11 protein-coding genes are annotated in these 17783 nt (G+C 59.7%); all 11 read right to left on the bottom strand.

The features are described 5' to 3' along the window. Positions 1-29 precede the first annotated feature (29 nt). On the bottom strand, positions 30-1718 hold the full coding sequence (locus tag ACYZT8_RS14455; RefSeq protein ID WP_461982135.1) for a polyurethane esterase: 1689 nt from the start codon (positions 1716-1718) through the stop codon (positions 30-32). Between the two features lie 23 nt (positions 1719-1741). Beyond that, on the bottom strand, positions 1742-4813 hold the full coding sequence (locus tag ACYZT8_RS14450; RefSeq protein WP_461982133.1) for an autotransporter domain-containing protein: 3072 nt from the start codon (positions 4811-4813) through the stop codon (positions 1742-1744). Between the two features lie 199 nt (positions 4814-5012). Further along, positions 5013-7970 carry an autotransporter serine peptidase EprS gene (eprS, locus tag ACYZT8_RS14445; protein ID WP_461982131.1) on the bottom strand — a complete coding sequence of 986 codons (2958 nt, stop codon included), beginning with the start codon at positions 7968-7970 and terminating at the stop codon, positions 5013-5015. Positions 7971-8170: 200 nt separating this feature from the next. Next, on the bottom strand, positions 8171-9538 hold the full coding sequence (locus ACYZT8_RS14440) for a TolC family outer membrane protein (protein ID WP_461982129.1): 1368 nt from the start codon (positions 9536-9538) through the stop codon (positions 8171-8173). A 2-nt stretch (positions 9539-9540) separates the two neighbouring features. Further along, positions 9541-10890 carry an HlyD family type I secretion periplasmic adaptor subunit gene (locus ACYZT8_RS14435; RefSeq protein ID WP_461982127.1) on the bottom strand — a complete coding sequence of 450 codons (1350 nt, stop codon included), beginning with the start codon at positions 10888-10890 and terminating at the stop codon, positions 9541-9543. Then, a complete protein-coding gene (locus tag ACYZT8_RS14430) occupies positions 10887-12674 on the bottom strand; it encodes a type I secretion system permease/ATPase (RefSeq protein WP_461982125.1) in 1788 nt (595 codons plus the stop codon). The genes ACYZT8_RS14435 and ACYZT8_RS14430 overlap by 4 nt, the downstream gene beginning before the upstream one ends. 174 nt (positions 12675-12848) lie before the next feature. Continuing rightward, the gene (locus ACYZT8_RS14425) at positions 12849-13220 is read right to left on the bottom strand and encodes an AprI/Inh family metalloprotease inhibitor (RefSeq protein WP_461982470.1); all 372 of its coding nucleotides are present in this window, start codon (positions 13218-13220) and stop codon (positions 12849-12851) included. Between the two features lie 130 nt (positions 13221-13350). After that, positions 13351-14808, bottom strand: a complete 1458-nt coding sequence (locus ACYZT8_RS14420; protein ID WP_461982123.1) for a serralysin family metalloprotease — start codon at positions 14806-14808, stop codon at positions 13351-13353. A gap of 380 nt (positions 14809-15188) precedes the next feature. Beyond that, positions 15189-15635 (bottom strand): hypothetical protein, encoded by a 447-nt coding sequence (locus tag ACYZT8_RS14415; RefSeq protein WP_461982121.1) that lies wholly within the window; start codon positions 15633-15635, stop codon positions 15189-15191. 351 nt (positions 15636-15986) lie between these two features. Beyond that, positions 15987-16451, bottom strand: a complete 465-nt coding sequence (locus ACYZT8_RS14410) for a hypothetical protein (RefSeq protein WP_461982119.1) — start codon at positions 16449-16451, stop codon at positions 15987-15989. Between the two features lie 208 nt (positions 16452-16659). Further along, entirely contained in the window at positions 16660-17745 is a 1086-nt protein-coding gene (locus ACYZT8_RS14405; RefSeq protein WP_461982117.1) for a polyamine ABC transporter substrate-binding protein, read from the bottom strand. Positions 17746-17783 lie beyond the last annotated feature (38 nt).

The raw sequence follows: 17783 nt of genomic DNA, 5'->3' as shown, positions 1-17783 counted from the left end.
CGCCCCGGAGCATTTAGTGCATGCAGCCTTTACGCAAACGTGAAGCCTGAAGCCGACAGGCTGTCCAGTCCCACTCCCACCAGAGTCACGGCGAAGTCACCCACCTTCAACACCGTGTCATGGCCCGACTGCGAAGCGTGTTGCTTGTAGTCATAACCCTGCCCCGCGCCCTGAACGCCGAGGAACACCAGTTTGTCGTTGCCCTGGTAGCCGTTGATCGCGTCGAAACCGAAGGCGCCGCTGAACAGGAACGTGTTGCTGCCACCCGAGGCGTGCATCACGTCATTGCCCGCGCCACCTACGAAGGTCACCTGGCTTTTGTCGCTGCGCAGCAAATCGTCGCCGGCATTGCCGAACAACCAGTCGCCGTCGACGCTGGCCGCCAGGGTGTTGCCGTAGGCGTCACCGTTGAGCGAGTGGTTGTAGTGGGTCAGTTCACTGCCGTTGAGCAAGCCGTTGGCGGTGACGCTGTAAGTCACCTCCTTGCTTCCCCACCATGAGCCCGACTCCTTGCTGACCAGCGCGCCGATGTCGCGGGTCATGCTGATGCCGCCATAGGCATCGCGCACATACAGCGTGCCGTCGCCATCATTGGCAAAGCTGAAGTTCTGCAACGGCTTCTGCAATTCGAACGTGTTGCTGCCCTTGCCGCCCAGCAGGAGGTTGTAGCCACCGTCATCGCGAAACCGGTCGTTGCCGTCGCGACCTTCGATGAAGTCATTGCCGGCACCACCCTTGAGCAAGTCGTTGCTGTCGGTGCCGATAATGAACGTGCTGCCGGTGTGAGGTTCGCCGCTGCGGCCCAGGTCCTCGACCCAGGTCGTGCCTCGGGACGATTCCGCCAGGTTGGACACGATCAGCGTCGAGTCCTTCTCGGTGAGGTCGTAGAAACGCGAGTCGATCACCCGGTTCAAGCCGTCGGCATAGCCCAACGAGCCATGAGCTGACCAGTTCAGCGGATTGAGGATGCTGAACGGCACCAGGTTCTGCGCGGTGGACGCGTACTGGTCATTGAAGTTGACGATGTTGTTGGTCGCCGAATCCTGATGACCATCGTGCTTGCCCAGGGAACCGCTGCTGAACGTGGTGCCGTTGAGCACCCGGAATACCGGGTCGTTCTCGTAGCCGATGTTCAACACGTTGTTGCCGGTGGCGCTCTGCGTCGGTGAGGCGAACGCGATGTAATTGGCGTCCTTGAAGAAACCGCCCCAGTTGCTGCCGCTCAGCTCCGCGAGGCTGTTGACCCCCAGCCCGCCCAGGCTATGGCCGCTGACCATCACATCTTTGGCGCTCAGTCCATGGGCAATCGAAAACGCGGCAACGTTCTTGAGCAAGTTGTCGAAGGCGTTTTTCGCGTAGTTCGTCGCGTAGTCCACCGGGCCGACGGCAGCCAGCAGGTTGTTTTTCATATCGCCGAAGGTGTCGCTGTACCCCAGGCCGCCGGTGCCACGGAAGGCAATGCCGATACCGATCAGCTTGCCCGCCCCGTCGTACTTGCCGAGGACTTCGGCCTCGGCACTGGTGAAGCCATCCTTCTCGCCAAAGAAGGTGCCCTGAGCGCCGACCTTGCCTTGGTAACCCAGCTGCGTAGCGCCAATCGGCGCCCATCCGGTGGCCGGCAGCGGCTGACCGGTTGGCGTGTACGCGTACAGCGTCAGCGCGATGGCGTCGCTGTACAACGCTTTGCCGTCAGCATTTTTGTAATCAAACAGTCCCATATCTTGCTTTCCTTTGCGTTAAATCAGAACTGCCAGTCGAGTGTCAGACCTACACCGTGGTCTTTCTCGTTGGAGCCCAGCAGTCCGTTGTAATCCAGGCTCACACGTACATCCTTGGCCACCGCCAGACCGGCGCGCGCACCAATGACGGCGGCGTTTCGATCCAGAGACACGCTCTGCACGCTGAACCCGGTATTGCCGTTCACGAAGGCCAGATGATCTTCGGAACGGGTGTTGCTCAGGTTGTGCTGCCAGCCCAGCGTGCCGGACAGTTCCAGCTGCTGTTTGTCCGACAGCGCAATGGCTTTGCTTGCCCGCACACCGAGGGTCGAGAGCACGGCGTCACGGTTGTCTTCGCCACCCTTGAGCGCGGCGGCATCACCCTTCTCGGTGAAGCTGTCGCTGTTGAGGTGCACGTAAGCCAGATTGGCGAACGGTTCCAGTGCCAGCGGTTGCAGGTCCAGGCGATACGCGGCTTCGGTAAACAGTTGGGTGGTTGTCGCGTCGCGTTTGGATTTCTGTTTGCCGCTGACGTCGCCGAATTGCAGGTCGCGTTTCACATCGATGCGATGCCAGCTGTACCCGCCGCCGACGCTCAAACGCAGTGCATCGATTTCATGGCCCAGGTAGGCGCCCAAGTGGTAGCTGTCGACAGAGGCCGATGAATGCGTGCCATCGCCCATGCTCAATGAACTGTCGCTATATCCGGTAACGAAACCCAGCCGAGTATCTTCAGCAATCAGACCGTCGACACCGGCCAGCAAGCCGCCGATGGAGCTGTTGGAACCGGCGTTGTCATGCCCGCCATCGCTCTTGCCCCAGGCGCCGAGGACTTTGACCCAGGCGTTGCTGCGGTCATCGGTCGGTGCTGCGGCATCGAACAGATCACGCTCACGCAGGCGTTCGCCAACGGCATCGCGCAGGTAACGGCTGTCGTTGATCAGCAACGTGCCGATCGCCGGGTGAATCTCACCGGACAGTTGCTGGAACGCTTGTTGCGCGACGGCGGCCGTCGGCGACAGCAGCAGGGTTTCATAGAGCGGATTGCCGGCGCCCAGTTGCTCGGCGGCGGCGGCGACAGCGCGTTGATTCGGGGTTTGGCCGACGCTGGCGAAGGACGCTGCGTTGCGTTCTACCGCCAACTGGATGCCAGTGGCCGAGTAGTCGAGCGCGCCGCCGATGAACAGGTAGTTCGGCAGGACTGCGCCAAACCGCCCTTCGATCCCGCCGGCCGCTTGCAGAATGTTGTACTGATTGCCGAGCAACGATTGCACTTCGCTGGTGGACAGCAAGGTCGGGCTGTTTTCCAGGGACAGGCTGACGGTAGCGCCATCAATCACGGCTTTGCCGCCGGCGATGATCTGGTCGCTGCTGGTTGGCGATAATTCCACAGCGTAGGTCGAGCCAGGCTCGAAAGTCACGTCGCCCGCCACCTGCAAGGTGCCGATGGAATTGCCGGGTGCCACGGTGCCGCCGCTTTTCGCGGTCAATGCGCCGATGCGGCCGTTACCACCGAGGATCCCGCTGTCGTTGACGGTAACCGCCGAGAGCAGCGAGCCGTTGATGGCCAGTCGGCCCTGATTGACCAGGGTCGGACCGGCGTAGGTGTTGGCGCCGGTCAGCACCAACGTGCCGATGCCTTGCTTGGTCAGGCCGCCATGGCCGGAAATGTCGTTGCGCCAGACGTCCAGACCGCAATGCACGTCGTTGCACACGCGTTCGGTCGGTTTGCCCGCGTCGATAATCGCGCCGATGCCCGGCAAGTCCGCCACAAACTGGCTGGAACCGTAGGCTCCCTGAATGCGGAATTCCTCAGGAATGTCCTGTTCGGTGACCAACATTCCCGGGCCATCGATGCCTTTGCGCAGGTTGATCATGCCCCAGCCGTACAGCGCGTCGACACCCGGTGCGCCCATGTCGGTGGCCGTGGTGCGCAACACGCTGGCGACCTGGGCACCAGTCATATAAGGGAAGCGTTCCATCAGCACCGCCACCGCGCCTGCGACGTGCGGCGCCGCCATCGAGGTGCCGTTTTTGTTGGCGTAGCCGATGGTCATGTTATCGGCATTGGTGCCGCCGATGACGGCGCTGAAGATCTTGCTGCCCGGTGCCGACACGCAGAAACTCGCGGTGTAGCCGCAGCGCGACGAGAAAGTGCTGATGTTGTAGAGGTCCGGGCTGTTGAGGTCCGGGTTCTTCTGCAATGCCGCAACGGTCATCCAGTTCGGCGCGATTTCCGGGACGAAATAGCCCAGGCCGGCGATGGCGTCCGGGTTATTGAGGTTGTAGTCGTTGCCGGCGGCGAAGATCGTCACGATGCCGCTGCGAGCCGCCGCGATTGCACCGTCATAGGCGCCGCCCTGGCGCGTGCCGAGGATCGGCTGGATCTCATTGAACTGCAGTCGCGCGTCCTGCACGGTGAAATGCGGGTACGCCGGGTCGCGGCCGCCCAGGTCAAAACGATCGGTGATGCCGATGCCCCAACTGTTGTTGATGATCCGTGCACCGCTGGCGATCAACGCATCCCAACCGGCCTTGTACACCGCGCCATCGTTACCGAGGATGATGCCGTCTTCAGGACCGGGGTCGCCGTTGTCGGCGCTGATGATTTGCGCGTTGTACGCCACGCCGTGCATCGGGTTGCCGTCGCGGCTGCCTGCGGCAATCCCGCCGACGTGAGTGCCGTGGGAGCCGAGCTTGCCGTCGTAGCCGACCGTGGGCGAACCGTCATACACAAACGCATCGCCGGCTTTGACCGGGATGTAGGGGTCGGTGTATTCGCGAATGCCGCTGGTGACCAGGGTGACCACTTTGTTGGCACCGGAAAACTCCGGATGCGGGGCGTAAACCGGTTGATCGAAGATCCCCAGCTTCACGCCTTTGCCGCTGTAACCGGCAGCGTAGGCATCCTGAGCGTTAATGGCGCCAAGGCCCCAGTCCGCATTGAATTCAGCGCTGCGCCAACTGTTGGGATCGCCTGCTCTACCGTTTTCCACGTAGGGCGCCGCTTGTGCGGAGCCTATTGAGGCTAATGCGCAGAGCAAGGCGCGATTGAGGGTTTTCAAGGCAAATGAGTTGTTGTTTTTAACTTCCATCCAGCGACCATCCTTAGTTGTCTTGCCAAAATCCCTGTGGCGAGGGAGCTTGCTCCCGTTCGGCTGCGCAGCAGTCGTAAATCGGCTGGTGCGTTATGCCTGAAGAATCACCGTTGCTAGTTTTGGGGCGGCTTCGCCACCCAGCGGGAGCAAGCTCCCTCGCCACATTTAATGTTTGCCACGTTTGTTGTTCGTGTTGTTAAAACTGCCAATTGAGGCTGAGCCCTACTCCATGGCTCTTCTCGCGGCTGGCCAGTTGGCCGGTGTAATCAAGGTTCAAGCGAATGTCCCGGCTCAGGGCCAGGCTGGCATGGGCGCCGACCAGCGCCGCATCGCGCACCATGGGCGAACTTTCTACCGCGAACGCCGTGCTGCCACTGGCAAATGCCAAGTGTTGTTCGGAATCGATATTGCTCAGGTTGTGCTGCCAGCCGAGGCTCCCTCCCAGCTCAAGCTGCTGCTGGCCGGACAGGTTCACGGTTTTCAACGCGCGCACGCCCAATGTGCTGAGCACCGCGTCACGGGTGTCGCCGCTGCTTTTCAGTGCGGCGGCATCACCTTTCTCAGTGAAACCTTCGGTGTCGAGGTGTACGTAGGCCAGGTTGGCGAAGGGTTCGAGCGCCAGCGGTTGCAGGTTCAGGCGATACGCCGCCTCACCGAAAACCTGGGTGGTGCCGGCATCGACCTTGGCCTTTTGCTTGGCGCTGACGTCACCGTATTGCAGGTCACGTTTAACGTCGGCGCGGTGCCAGCTGTAAGCGCCGCCGGCACTCAGGCGCCAGGCGCCCAATTCGCGGCCGGCATAAGCGCCCAAGTGATAACTGTCGACCTTGGCCGATGAATGCGTGCCCGAGCCCATGCTCACCGAGCTGTCGCTGTAGCCGGTGACCAGGCCGATCCGGGTTTGCTCGTCGATCGCGCCATCGACACCGGCGAGCAAGCCGCCAATCGAGGTGGTGTAACCAGCGGTGTCGTGGCGATCATCGGTCTTGCCCCAGGCACCCAGCGCCTTGATCCAGCCGTTGCTTTGAGCGCCTCTGGCGTCAACCAGTCGCTCACCGACCGCGTCACGCAGGTAACGACTGTCGTTGATCAGCACCGAGCCCAATGCCGGATAAATTTCCCCCGACAACTGCTGGAACGCTTGCTGTGCGGACGTCGCGGTGGGCGACAGCAACAAACTTTCGTAAATCGCATTACCCGCCCCAAGCCCTTCTACGGCGGAGGCGACGGCGCGTTGGTTCGGCGTCTGGCCGACGCTGGCGAAGGTCGTGTCGTTGCGTTCCACATTCAGCTGAATACCGGTGGCGGCGTAATCGAGGCTGCCACCAATGAACAGATAATTGGGCAGCACCGCGCCGAACTGACCTTGGATACCGCCGGCCGCTTGCAGGATGTTGTATTGATGACCGAGCAGGCTTTGAACCTGTTGAGTGCTGAGCAAGGTCGGGCTGTTTTCCAGTGACAGACTGACCGTCGCGCCGCTAACCGTGGCCGTGCCCCCCGCGATGATCCGGTCACTGTCAGTCGGCGACAGCTCCACCGCGTAGGTCGATCCGGGCGCAAACGTGACGTCGCCGCTGACCTGCAAGGTGCCAATGGAATTGCCGGGCGCGACAGTCGAGCCACGGTTGGCCGTCAGTGCGCCGATTCGTCCCGACCCACCCAGCGTGCCGCTGTCATTGACGATCACACTGGATGCCAACGAACCGTTGACCGACAGCAGACCGCCATTCACCGTGGTCGACCCGCGCCAGGTATTAACGCCGGTCAGCATCAACCGTCCGGCACCGGACTTGATCAAACTGCCTTCGTAGACCCGGCTGGCGGCGGCTGAATCCCGAGCCATGCCGACGGCGTAATCCGTCTGATCCTGCTGGCTGGCACCGGCCGGCACGCCGTTCTCCCAACCTTTGGTCCGCAACGTCTGTTGCCAAGCACTGCGTTCAGCCGTGTCTTCGCTTTGGCGCTGGATCAGCGCGTTGTCCGAGATGTCGTTGCTCCAGACATCGCTCTGCCCTGCCCCCAGATTGGCGTCGAAGCGCCCGAGCAATTGCCCGGGCCCGCGCATCGCTCGTTCAAGGTTGGCCACGCCCCAGCCAACGCGGTTGTTCGGTGCCTGGGTGATTGAACCGTCGAGTTGGGTGGCGGTGGTCAACAGGGTTTCAAGTGCCTGCTGGTTGGTCATGTACGGATAGCGTTCCATCACCAGCGCCAAGGCGCCGGTAGCATGGGGCGCGGACATGGAGGTGCCGGACTTGATCGCATAACCGCCGTCGGGAATGGTGCTGTCGATCTTCGCGCCGGGGGTGGTGATGCACCAATACTTGGCGATCCCGCACTGGTTGTACTTCTGCTGGTTGCTCTGATCCAGCCCCGACACCGCCAGCCAGTGGCCTTCCAGGTCCGGCTGGAAATATGGCAAGGCCGAACGCACGCTGGCATTCGGGTAACCGCTGTTGCCGGCGCTGAACACGTTGATCACGCCGCGTCGGGAAACGCCCGCCGCCTCATCGAGCCAGGTGCCTTTGTTCCAGTGCTGAGCGTAAGCGGCGTGCAGATCGCCGAGGGTGCGATAGCTGACGTCCGGTGGCTGGCTGCCCCAACTGTTATTGATCGCCCGCACGCCAGCGTCGGCCAAGGCGTTATAGACCGCTTTGAAGTAGCGCGGATCGGGATTGGGGCCGAACAGAAAACTGTCGTTCTTGTTGGTGTTGCCGACATAGACCTGCGCGTTGTACGCCACGCCGTGCATGCCGGTGCCATCGCGGGAGGCGCCGATAGTGCCGGCGACGTGGGTGCCGTGGGAGTCGTTGTTGGCGTTGAGTGTGCCGTCGACATTGAACAGTGAACCGTCGACGTAACTGCCGTTGGCCGGCACCCCGTGGTAACGGTCGGTGGCGAATTCGGGATGGGACGCATCGAAACCTGAATCGAGCTCGCCGACCTTCACGCCTTTGCCGGTGATGCCGGCGGCGTAGGCTTGGTGGGCCTGCATGCGGGCCAATCCCCAGTCACGCTGGAATTCTGCGGTACGCCAACTGCCGGCATCACCCAGGGTGCCGGTTTCCTGATAAAGCGCCTGGGCCGAGCCTGGCGCTACTGAAATCCAGAGCAACAACGTGCCGACCGACATCGGCTTGATCTGTACATCCATGTTTATCACTTCTCGCTTTTTTGGCGTTTTTAGAATTCTGGTTTGTTGCTGCCTGCTTTAGTTTGTCGCTGTTCCTGTGGCGAGGGAGCTTGCTCCCGCTGGGCTGCGAAGCGGCCCTTGACGGCGGTTGCTGCGCAACCGAACGGGACGATGCGGCGTTCCGACAAGCTCCCTCGCCACAGGGGTGTTTCTTCAGGAAATCACTGGGTCCTTGGGCCTTGGCCGAAAGCCTCGTCAACCTTGGCCAGATCCTGCTCGGTCAAGGTCCCGGCGTAGTAATGCAACTTGGTCCAGGCCATCAGGTAGTCATACCTTGCCTGCGCCAAATCCCGGCGGGTGGTAAATAGTTGTTGTTCGGCATTCAACGCATCCAGGTTCACCCGCTCGCCACCCAGGATGCTTTGTTTGGTCGAGACCACCAACGCTTCGGCGGACTTCAGGGCTTTCTGATAGGCCCGTAGCTTGTTCACACCCGACAGGCAGGCACTGAATTGCCGCCGCAGTTCGATCAGGGTTTCCCGGGTCTTGCCATCCAGTTCGTACTCGGCCTGCTCCATGGTCCGGCTGGCCTGACGGGTCGACGCCGACACCCCACCACCCGCGTACAACGGCACGCTGACTTCAATGCCGATGGTGTTGGTGTCGTAACGCTGGTTGTAGGTGTTGCCGCTTTCCGATTCGTTCTGGCGCACCGACGCGTAGGCACTGACTTTCGGGAAGTGCCCGGCGCGGTTACGTTCGACTTCATACCGCGCGACGTCCACCGCCTGACGCTGGGAAGCCAGGTTCGGGTTGTTGGCCACGGCCATCTCGTGCCAGGTGTCGTAGTTGGCTGGCTGCAGGCTGAAGGTCTGGAAGTTCTGGTCCAGCGGCGCCAGGTCCGTGATGTCGACGGCCGGCACGCCAATCAGCGCGCCCAGTTCGCGCAAAGACGCGTCCTGCTCGTTGCGTGCCTCGATTTCCTCGGCGGTCGCCAGTTCGTAACGGGACTCGGCCTCGAGAATATCGGTACGCGTGCCCTCGCCCTGGCGGAACATCTGCTCGTTCTGCCGGAACTGCTGTTCGAAGGCTTTCTTCTTGGCCAGCGCGATGTCGATCTGATCCTGGGCGAACAACGCATTGGTGTAGTTTTCCAGCACGCGGACCAGCAACTCCTGGCTCTTGCCGCGAAAGGCTTCGTCGGCAAACAACGATTGCGCCACGCCTTTGCGATACGCCGCGTAGGCTTCGTAATCGAGCAACGGCTGCTGCAAGGTCAGGTTCGAGCCGTAGCTGCTGTAATTGCGGTCCTCGGTGAAGTCCGGCCGTCCTTCATTGAGTTGGGTCACCTTGGAGGTGTTCCGCCCCTTGTTGTAGGTGTAACCGATCCTCGGCAACAGCCCGGACCGGCCAATGATGCGGTTTTCCAGACCGGCATCCCGCTCCTTCATCGCCCCCAGGAACACCGGATCATTGCGCAACGCTTGCTCGTAGATATCGAACGGCCCCATGGCGGCCATCACACCGTTGCACGTCAGCAACGCCAGGGTGGCGGCGAGCATTGAAAGCTTATTCATACAACCGAACATCCTTATTCCTCGGTCAACGCGGAGCCTGCCCGGTCGAGCAGCGGTTTGAACAAATAGTTGAGGAGTGAACGTTCACCGGTACGCACGAACATTTCCGCCGGCATGCCGGGCTTGATCACCAGACCGTTGAGTTTTTCCATGGCCTGATCGCTGACGCTGCTGCGCAGCACGTAGTACGGCGCGCCGGTTTTCTCGTCGATCATCTGGTCGGCGGAGATCAGGCTGACTTCGCCCGGCACCCGGGGTGTCCGGCTCTGGTTGAACGCCGTGAACAGAATGTCCACCGGCAAGTGGGTGCCGACCTTGTCGATCAGGTTGATCGGCAGGTGCCCTTCCACTTCCAGGCGAGTGCCTTGCGGCACGATCTCCAGTAAGGTTTCGCCCTGGCGGACCACCGCCCCTTCGGTATGAACCCCAAGGTTGACCGCAATACCGTCGGCGGTGGCGATGATTTCGCTGTGTTGCAGATCGAACCCAGCGGAGGTCAATTGCTCTTCCAGCGTCACGCTTTTGAGTTGCGCGTCGGCCAGTTGCGTGCGGACTTCTTTCTGATATTCCTCAATGTGCTGTTGCAACTTCAGGCGCGACTCGAGGATGCCCTGTTCGACCCGGCCGCTTTCACCGCTGTTTTCCGCCAATTGCTGCTGCACCTGCGACAGTTGCCGCTGGTATTCCATCAAGCGGTTGCGCGGGATGTAGCCGTTGTCCGCCAAGGGCTGGAGATTACTCAGTTGTTGTTGCAGCGAACTGGCCTGAGCCGTCAGGTCCGTACGCGCGCGCCGCATGCCTGCCAATTGCGCACCGGCGCCTTCGATGCTGGCGCGCAAGCCAGCCTGCTCGCGGGAAAACGCTTCGCGGCGGCTGCTGAACAATTGCCGCTGGCCTTCAAGCACCAGGGCCAGGCGTGGGTCAGGATCGTTGCTCAGTTCAGCGGGGAAATTCACCTGCTTGAGGTTGTCCCGTTCGCTCTGCCAACGCGCCAGGCTGGCCCAGGCCATGCGGTATTGCGCTTGCAGCGATTGCACGTCGGCCGCGACCTGGGTCTGGTCGAGCTGGAACAGCGGCTGGCCCTGCTTCACCACTTGGCCCTCGCGCACCAGAATCCGGCTGACCACGCCGTTGCTCATCGATTGCACGGCCTTGCGCTTGCCCGAGACCACGACAGTGCCTTGCACTGGAATGCCTTGGTCGAGCGGCGCGAGACTGGCCCAGGTGAAGAAACTGCCCGCGCCGACAATCGCCAGAATCCAGCCCATGCGGGAGAAGAAACGCGCATCACGCTCCGGTCGTTCGGCGATGTAGTCGTGTTCCATCGTCGCTTCGTTTTCAGTGTTCATGCGAGCGCTGCTCATACACCCGAATTCCTTGTCGTGGGCTGATACTGACGACTCATGCTGAGCCCGCCCGGTGCTTGCGGGGTTCTTTCACGTTGCTGTTCCTGAGCGCCTGACGGGTTACCGGCAAGTGCCTTGAGCACTTCCTGGCTTGGGCCGAACGCCTGCAAACGACCGTCGTTGAGCACCAGCAATTTGTCGGCCTGGGCCAGCGCCGAGGAACGATGGGTCACCAGAATCACGCTGGTGCCCTGGGCTTTCATGTGCGCGATGGCGCTGGCCAGTGCCGCTTCGCCCACGGTGTCGAGGTTGGAATTGGGTTCATCCAGCACCACCAGACTCGGCTTGCCATACAGCGCGCGGGCCAATGCCACCCGTTGCTTCTGGCCGCCGGACAAGCCGCTGCCGTCCTCGCCGAGCACCGTGTCGTAGCCCTGTGGCATGCGCAGGATCAGCTCATGGACGCCCGCCTGTTGCGCCGCTTCGACGACTTTTTGCGGATCTGCCTCGCGGAAGCGGGCGATGTTTTCGGCGATGCTGCCGCTGAACAATTCGATGTCCTGCGGCAGGTAACCGATGTACGGACCGAGGTCGTCGCGGTTCCAGCGATGGATGTCCGCGCCGTCGAGCCGCACCGTGCCGCCGAGGGTTGGCCAGACACCGACCAGCACCCGGGCCAAGGTCGATTTGCCGGAGCCGGAGGCACCGAGCACGCCCAACACTTCGCCGGCACCCAGGCTGAAATTGACCAGGTGCAGGGTCGCCGCACGCTGCCCCGGCGGACCGGCGCTGACTTGTTCGAAGGTGATCTGGCCTTTCGGCGCTGGCAGCGCCATGGCCTCGTCACTCGGTGGAAAGGCTTGCAGCAGCGAATCAAGACGACGGTAGGCAAGCTTGGCGCCGCTCCACTGCTTCCAGACCGCGATCAGTTGATCGATGGGGCTCAGCACGCGGCCCATCAGAATGGAACCGGCGATCATCATCCCGGCGGTCATGTCACCCTTGATCACCAGCAACGCACCCAGGCCCAAGACCAGTGATTGCAGGCACAGCCGCAGGGTTTTGCTCAGGGAGCTGATAATAGCCCCGGTGTCGCTGGCCTGATTCTGCAGGCCGAGGAAACGCGAATGCACCTGGAACCAGCGCTTGCGCAACACCCCGAGCATGCCCATCGCCTGAATGGTTTCGGCGTTGTGCAGGTGACTGGTGGCCAGTTGGCTGGACTTCTGGGAAAACCCGGCGGCTTCGCCCAAGGGCTTTTTGGTCATCGCCTCGTTGAGGCACGCGAGGCCGATCAGCACCAATGCGCCGACGGTGGCGAACACGCCGAGCCAGACATTGAACAGGTAAATCACGAAGAGGTAGACCGGAAACCACGGCGCATCGAAGAACGCGAACAGCGCAGGACCGGTGACGAACTGGCGAATGTGGGTCAGGTCCCCGAGGGACTGCCCGGCGTTGCCCTCGCCCTTGAGCAGGTTGCGCTCGAACGCGGCCTGGTACACCCGCAGGTTGAAGCGGCGCTCCAGTTGGCTGCCGATGCGGATGACGATGAAGCTGCGCACGATCTCGAGCAAACCGATGAAGGCGAAAAATCCGACCACCATCAGGGACAACATGGCCAGGGTGGTTTCGTTTTGCGAAGACAGCACCCGGTCGTAGACCTGGAGCATGTAAATCGACGGGACCAGCATCAGCACGTTAATTAACGCGGTAAAACAACCGACGCTGATCAGGATGCTTTTATAGTCGCCCAGCGCCTTGAATAACGGTGCGGTGGCCGGGCTCTTTGCCATCTTCATGGGTTCTTCCTGAGGTGTTATTCCCCGTCATGCCTGACGAAGTTTCCATTAACTGTCCGCGCAGAGACGGATATAGGTTTGGCGCACTAGCGCTTACAAACCAATAACAACTTTTATTCTGGTTTGGTGCTTATAACGATAATGATCGTCACTCTTTTAGCCGCAGCCTGTTCATTACGGCTTCTGGCGCACAAGTGTTATGACTCGAGAGGGTTTCAATGTGGCTTTATAAGAGCCATCACGCTGGCGGCTGAGAAACAGAATCTTCGAACCTTCGTTGCCGGTGATCGCAATGCCGTCCGGTTCCGGGAACCAACCGACAGCGGTTACGCCGTTCAGCCAGGCGCTGAGGCAACTGGCGCCCTCACCCAGTGTTTGGGTTTGTTGAAAGTCGATGACGCACACATTGGAGGGTTTGTCCTGCAACGCCTGAGACTCTGGTGTGTCGCCTTTGGCGCTCAAGGTTGCTTGCCATTTGCCGGCCAGTTCCGAGGGGTCTGCTAATTTCAGGCTGCTTGCCATGACTGTCTCTCCAAAAAAAATCATCAACGTCGCCAGGAGCCACGGGGTTGTTCGGTGGGTAAAAGCTTGGTGAACCGTCACTTGTTTTACTCCGGCTTGTGGCCTTTTGGCACAGAGGGCGGCGCATCGGCGCCACCCTCCTTGTCGCGTTACATCACGCAGCGATGTCCGAGAACGCCGCCTGGCCAACGGTGCTGACCAGGAAGTCAGCCACGCCGTGCCCGGAGAAGTCCACCGACAACTGGCTGTTACCGCCCGAAGAGGTCAACACTGCATCGCCTGCCGCACCGGTGAACGAACTCACGAAGTGCAGGCCCGCGCCTTTGGTGATGCCGGTCAGGTCAATCTTGTCCAGGCCGCTGACAAAATCGAGGATCTGATCCGCCACGCCCGGCTTGGAATCGCTGCTGGCCGCGAACACAAAGGTGTCCGAGCCAGCACCGCCCCACAGTTTGTCCGCACCGCCCGCGCCGAAGAGGATGTCGTTGCCGGCACCACCCTTCAGTTCGTTGGACACACCATTACCAATCAACAGGTCGTTACCCGAACCGCCAATCGCGTTCTCGATGGTTGCACCCTTGGCAATGGAAACGTTGCCAACCAGGCCGCCAACGTCGGAGAACGAGGTCTCATTGAGGTTGATCTTCTGGTTCTGGGTAAAACCGGAGAAGTCCAGGGTGTCCTTGCCGCCCGCATCCCATACCGAGAACACGACCTTGTCCGACGACGAAGACGCGCTCAGGAAATCGCGACCGGCGTTGGAGTTGAAACCGTAGGTGGTGTCACCGGTGCGGGTGGTGGTGTTGGCACCGTAGAGCTTCTGGATGGCGGCAATATCGTCCAGCAGCGGGCCGGACGCATAAGCTTCGACGCCGGCCTTGCTGAAGTTCTGGTCGGTATTGCTTTCACTCCAGTAACTCATGAGGCTGTAACCACGGGTGTCTTCCGCGTAGGTCGCGTCGTTGTAGGTCGGCGCGCCCTCACCGGCGTTGTAGTCGCCAGGGTGGGCCAGACCCAGGCTGTGACCGATTTCGTGAGTCAGGGTTTGACGACCGTAATTGTTCAGGTCCGGTGTCTTGTTAGGCGTGTAGCTGCTGTTGGTCAAGTACCAGGAAGTACCGTCATAACCAGCACCGGTGCCAGGCAGGTAGGCGAATGCCGCCGCGCCGTCCTGGCCGCCGCTGTAGTTGCCGAAGGTCATGTGACCGTCGCCGCCCGTGGCCTTATCGGTGAAAGTGACTTTGGCCACATCGGCCCAGGATTGCATGGCGAGCACGGCCTGGGCTTTCTGTTGTGCGCTGAACTGACTGAAGCCGGTAATCCCGTGCTTGTTCATGGTGCTCGACGACGCCGAGGTCAGGAACGTGTAGGTCAGTTCGATTTTGCCGCTGCCGTCCTTGTCTTGGTAGGCAGCGCCGTCGCGCAGCAGCTGGGTCGCGGCCTCGTCGACGGAGAAGGAGGGTTTGCCATTGACCGTGAGATTGCCACCCCGGTCATACTGATGGCTGAAGCTGTCGATCTGGTTGTAAGCGGAACTGGGCGCAGCCAATGCTTGCAATGGCGAAAAGGCCTGTTCGGCAAGATCAATAGCGTTGTTTTTAACTTTCGACATAAACACACTTCCTTGTTTAGCAATGGAACAGTTTTTGTCTGATAGCGACAATCTCTGGCGAGATCGTCCTATCACTCGCCCAATGAAGGCGAAAGAAAACTGACACAATTCGAAATCAAACGTCTACATTTTTTTTGACGTCAAATTGTGCAACTCCAGCAAGTACCCGGAAACAATGCCTGCGCTGTCGAAATATAGTTTCAAGTTTAGGGTTTCGGACTAATTGTCTGACAATTGCGTATTTAAATATTAAATATGGGTAAGTTGTTTTTTGTCGAGGACGTCTCGTTTTTTCGGACTTATTAGTATGTGTGCCAGTGGATTGACATCGCGCCGACCGGCTCGATGAACCGGTCGCCACGAACAGAGACTTTTCTTAATCATGAAATATCGAAGGTGACGTTTACTGCATATCGGGATTGCGCAAGAGATTTCGTTTCGAAGACAAGACGTCCGCTTGCCGCGAGCGCTGGATAGCCGTTGTTGAGCTGAATCGTGCCAATTGCGGCTTGCCAATACCACGTGCTGGGGTTGCCGCAGTCATATTTGAGGTAGGTAAGGAGCTTCACCGCAGCGTGATCGAACTCATATTTACCGCTGTCTTCATTTTTTGTATTAAAGGCAACCGCAATGCCCACGTCTTTACCCGGGGACTCGGGATCCTTGAATATCCCGTATATGCGCAGGGTGCCGTGCTGATGATCAAGGAAAACCGCTTTGGTCGTGAACTGGAATTCCGTACCGCTTACGAGATTCCGAACATTTCCCTCCATAGTGCCTTTTCGTTTGTTTTCCGCTGTATGAACGAATTGCTCTTCGTCAGACATAGTCATTCTCGCTGATGGCACTGGCGTCGGGAATCGACGCCAATAACGCTCGCATTTAGCAAGAAAACCGGAAAACTGTAACCTGTCAGAAATTACAGGTATAAACAACCTGCCTCTCATGATGAAATGTCAGACGCCAGACGCCACGGTGCCAGCCAAAGCGGATCTTGCTGTCAACTGCCCGTCCGAATCTTGTTCAAAACCCGCGTCCGAATCCTGTCAATATTCAGCGGCATCGCCTCCAGCGCGAACAGACACCAATCATTTCCGATACCTCGCTGCTTTATCGCTGAGTAGATCCGGATGCAGATAGCCAAATGCCCCCCACTTAGCGGTAAATGACGATGAAGCTCAAGAGAAGCCTTTGAGGGCATACACCACGTCTGCGACGTATTGATTACCGTCAATAGATTCCGTTTTGAAGTCTAGCCGGCCGTTAATTTCGTTCCGGTCCGCGCCTCTCTGGAGCACGACTTTGCCCGATTCAGCGCGGAAGTAATCATCACTACCGTCGTCGCTGTATCGCGTGTAGCTGAGATGCAAAATTCTTGGATCACCCACCAGAAAGGTGCCGCTTGGCTCCGAGCTGCTACTGAGTTGCAGCCCCACACCTACATATTTTTCAGGTATTTCCGGATCGATCATTGAGCCATGAAACCGCAATGTCCCCTGTTGCTCATCGCGGTGGATGAATGTTGCAAGAAATTCGTACGATTTGCCCGTTCGAAGGTTTTCCAGCGTTCCCTTCATTACTCCGGTAGCGACCCTTTTTAAGTCACTTTTCCGCTCAGTAGGCAACAGTTCATTACTGGACATTAGCTATCTCCCTGATATCGGAAGGGCGACCTCTCGCCCCTCCTCGCCCAGCTAGTTAACTGTAATTCCAACCCCATGTAACCTGTCAAAAATGACAGGTATAAGAAATTTATTTTTATTGCTGTCAGCTATTAGCCACAGTCACTCCGGCCAGCCTCCTGCAACGTAACTAGGGTTAGCACCCTCCAAAATCCCCAGACCCGCGCCCTCAACTCCCCGTCCGAATCTTGTTCCACACCCGCGTCCGAATCCGGTCTATGTTTAGCGGCATCGCCTCCAGCGCGAACAGCTTGCCCATCATTTCCGGGCTTGGATAAACCTTGGTGTCGTTCTTGATGGCCGGGTCGATCAGGCTGTCGGCCTGTTGGTTGCCGTTGGCGTAGTGCACGTAGTTGCTGATGCTGGCCATGACGTCTGGGCGCAGCAGGTAGTCCATGAAGGCGTAGCCGGCCTTTTCGTCGGGGGCGTCAGCGGGCATGGCGACCATGTCGAACCAGATCGCGGCGCCTTCCTTGGGAATGGCGTAGCCGATGTCGACGCCGTTCTTGGCTTCTTTGGCACGGTTCTCGGCTTGCAGGATATCGCCGGAGAAGCCGACGGCCACGCAGATATCACCGTTGGCCAGGTCGCTGGTGTATTTGGATGAGTGGAAATAGCTGACGTACGGCCGGACTTTCATCAGCAGCGCTTCGGCTTTTTTGTAGTCTTCCGGGTTCTTGCTGTGATGCGGCAGCCCCAGGTAGTTCAGCGCGGCCGGGAGCAGTTCGGGGCCGTTGTCGAGGATGGCGACGCCGCACTTTTGCAGTTTTGCCATGTTCTCGGGCTTGAAGATCAGGTCCCAGGAATCCACTGGCGCGTTGTCACCGAGTACGGCCTTGACCTTGGCGATGTTGTAGCCGATACCGGTGCTGCCCCACAGGTACGGGAAGCCGTGTTCGTTGCCCGGGTCGTTGGTCTGCAACGCGGTGAGCAACACCGGGTTGAGATTTTTCCAGTTCGGCAACTGGGTCTTGTCGAGCTTCTTCAGTGCCCCACCCTGAATCTGCCGCGCCATGAAATGGTTGGACGGGAACACCACGTCGTACCCGGATTTGCCGGTCATCAGCTTGCCATCCAGGGTTTCGTTGCTGTCGTAGACGTCGTAGCTGAAGGCGATGCCGGTTTCTTTCTGGAAGTTTTTGGTGGTGTCCGGGGCGATGTAGTCCGACCAGTTGTAGATCTTGACGGTCTCGGCCGCGTGGCTGAGGGACGCGACGAGCGCAAGGGGTGCCAGGGTCAGTGTCTTTCGGATCATGAGTCGATTCCTGTAGGGGTTGTTTTTATTGGCAGGCA

The sequence above is a fragment of the Pseudomonas sp. LB3P93 genome, assembly GCF_054898025.1.
This window is presented reverse-complemented; position numbering and strand designations above follow the sequence as displayed.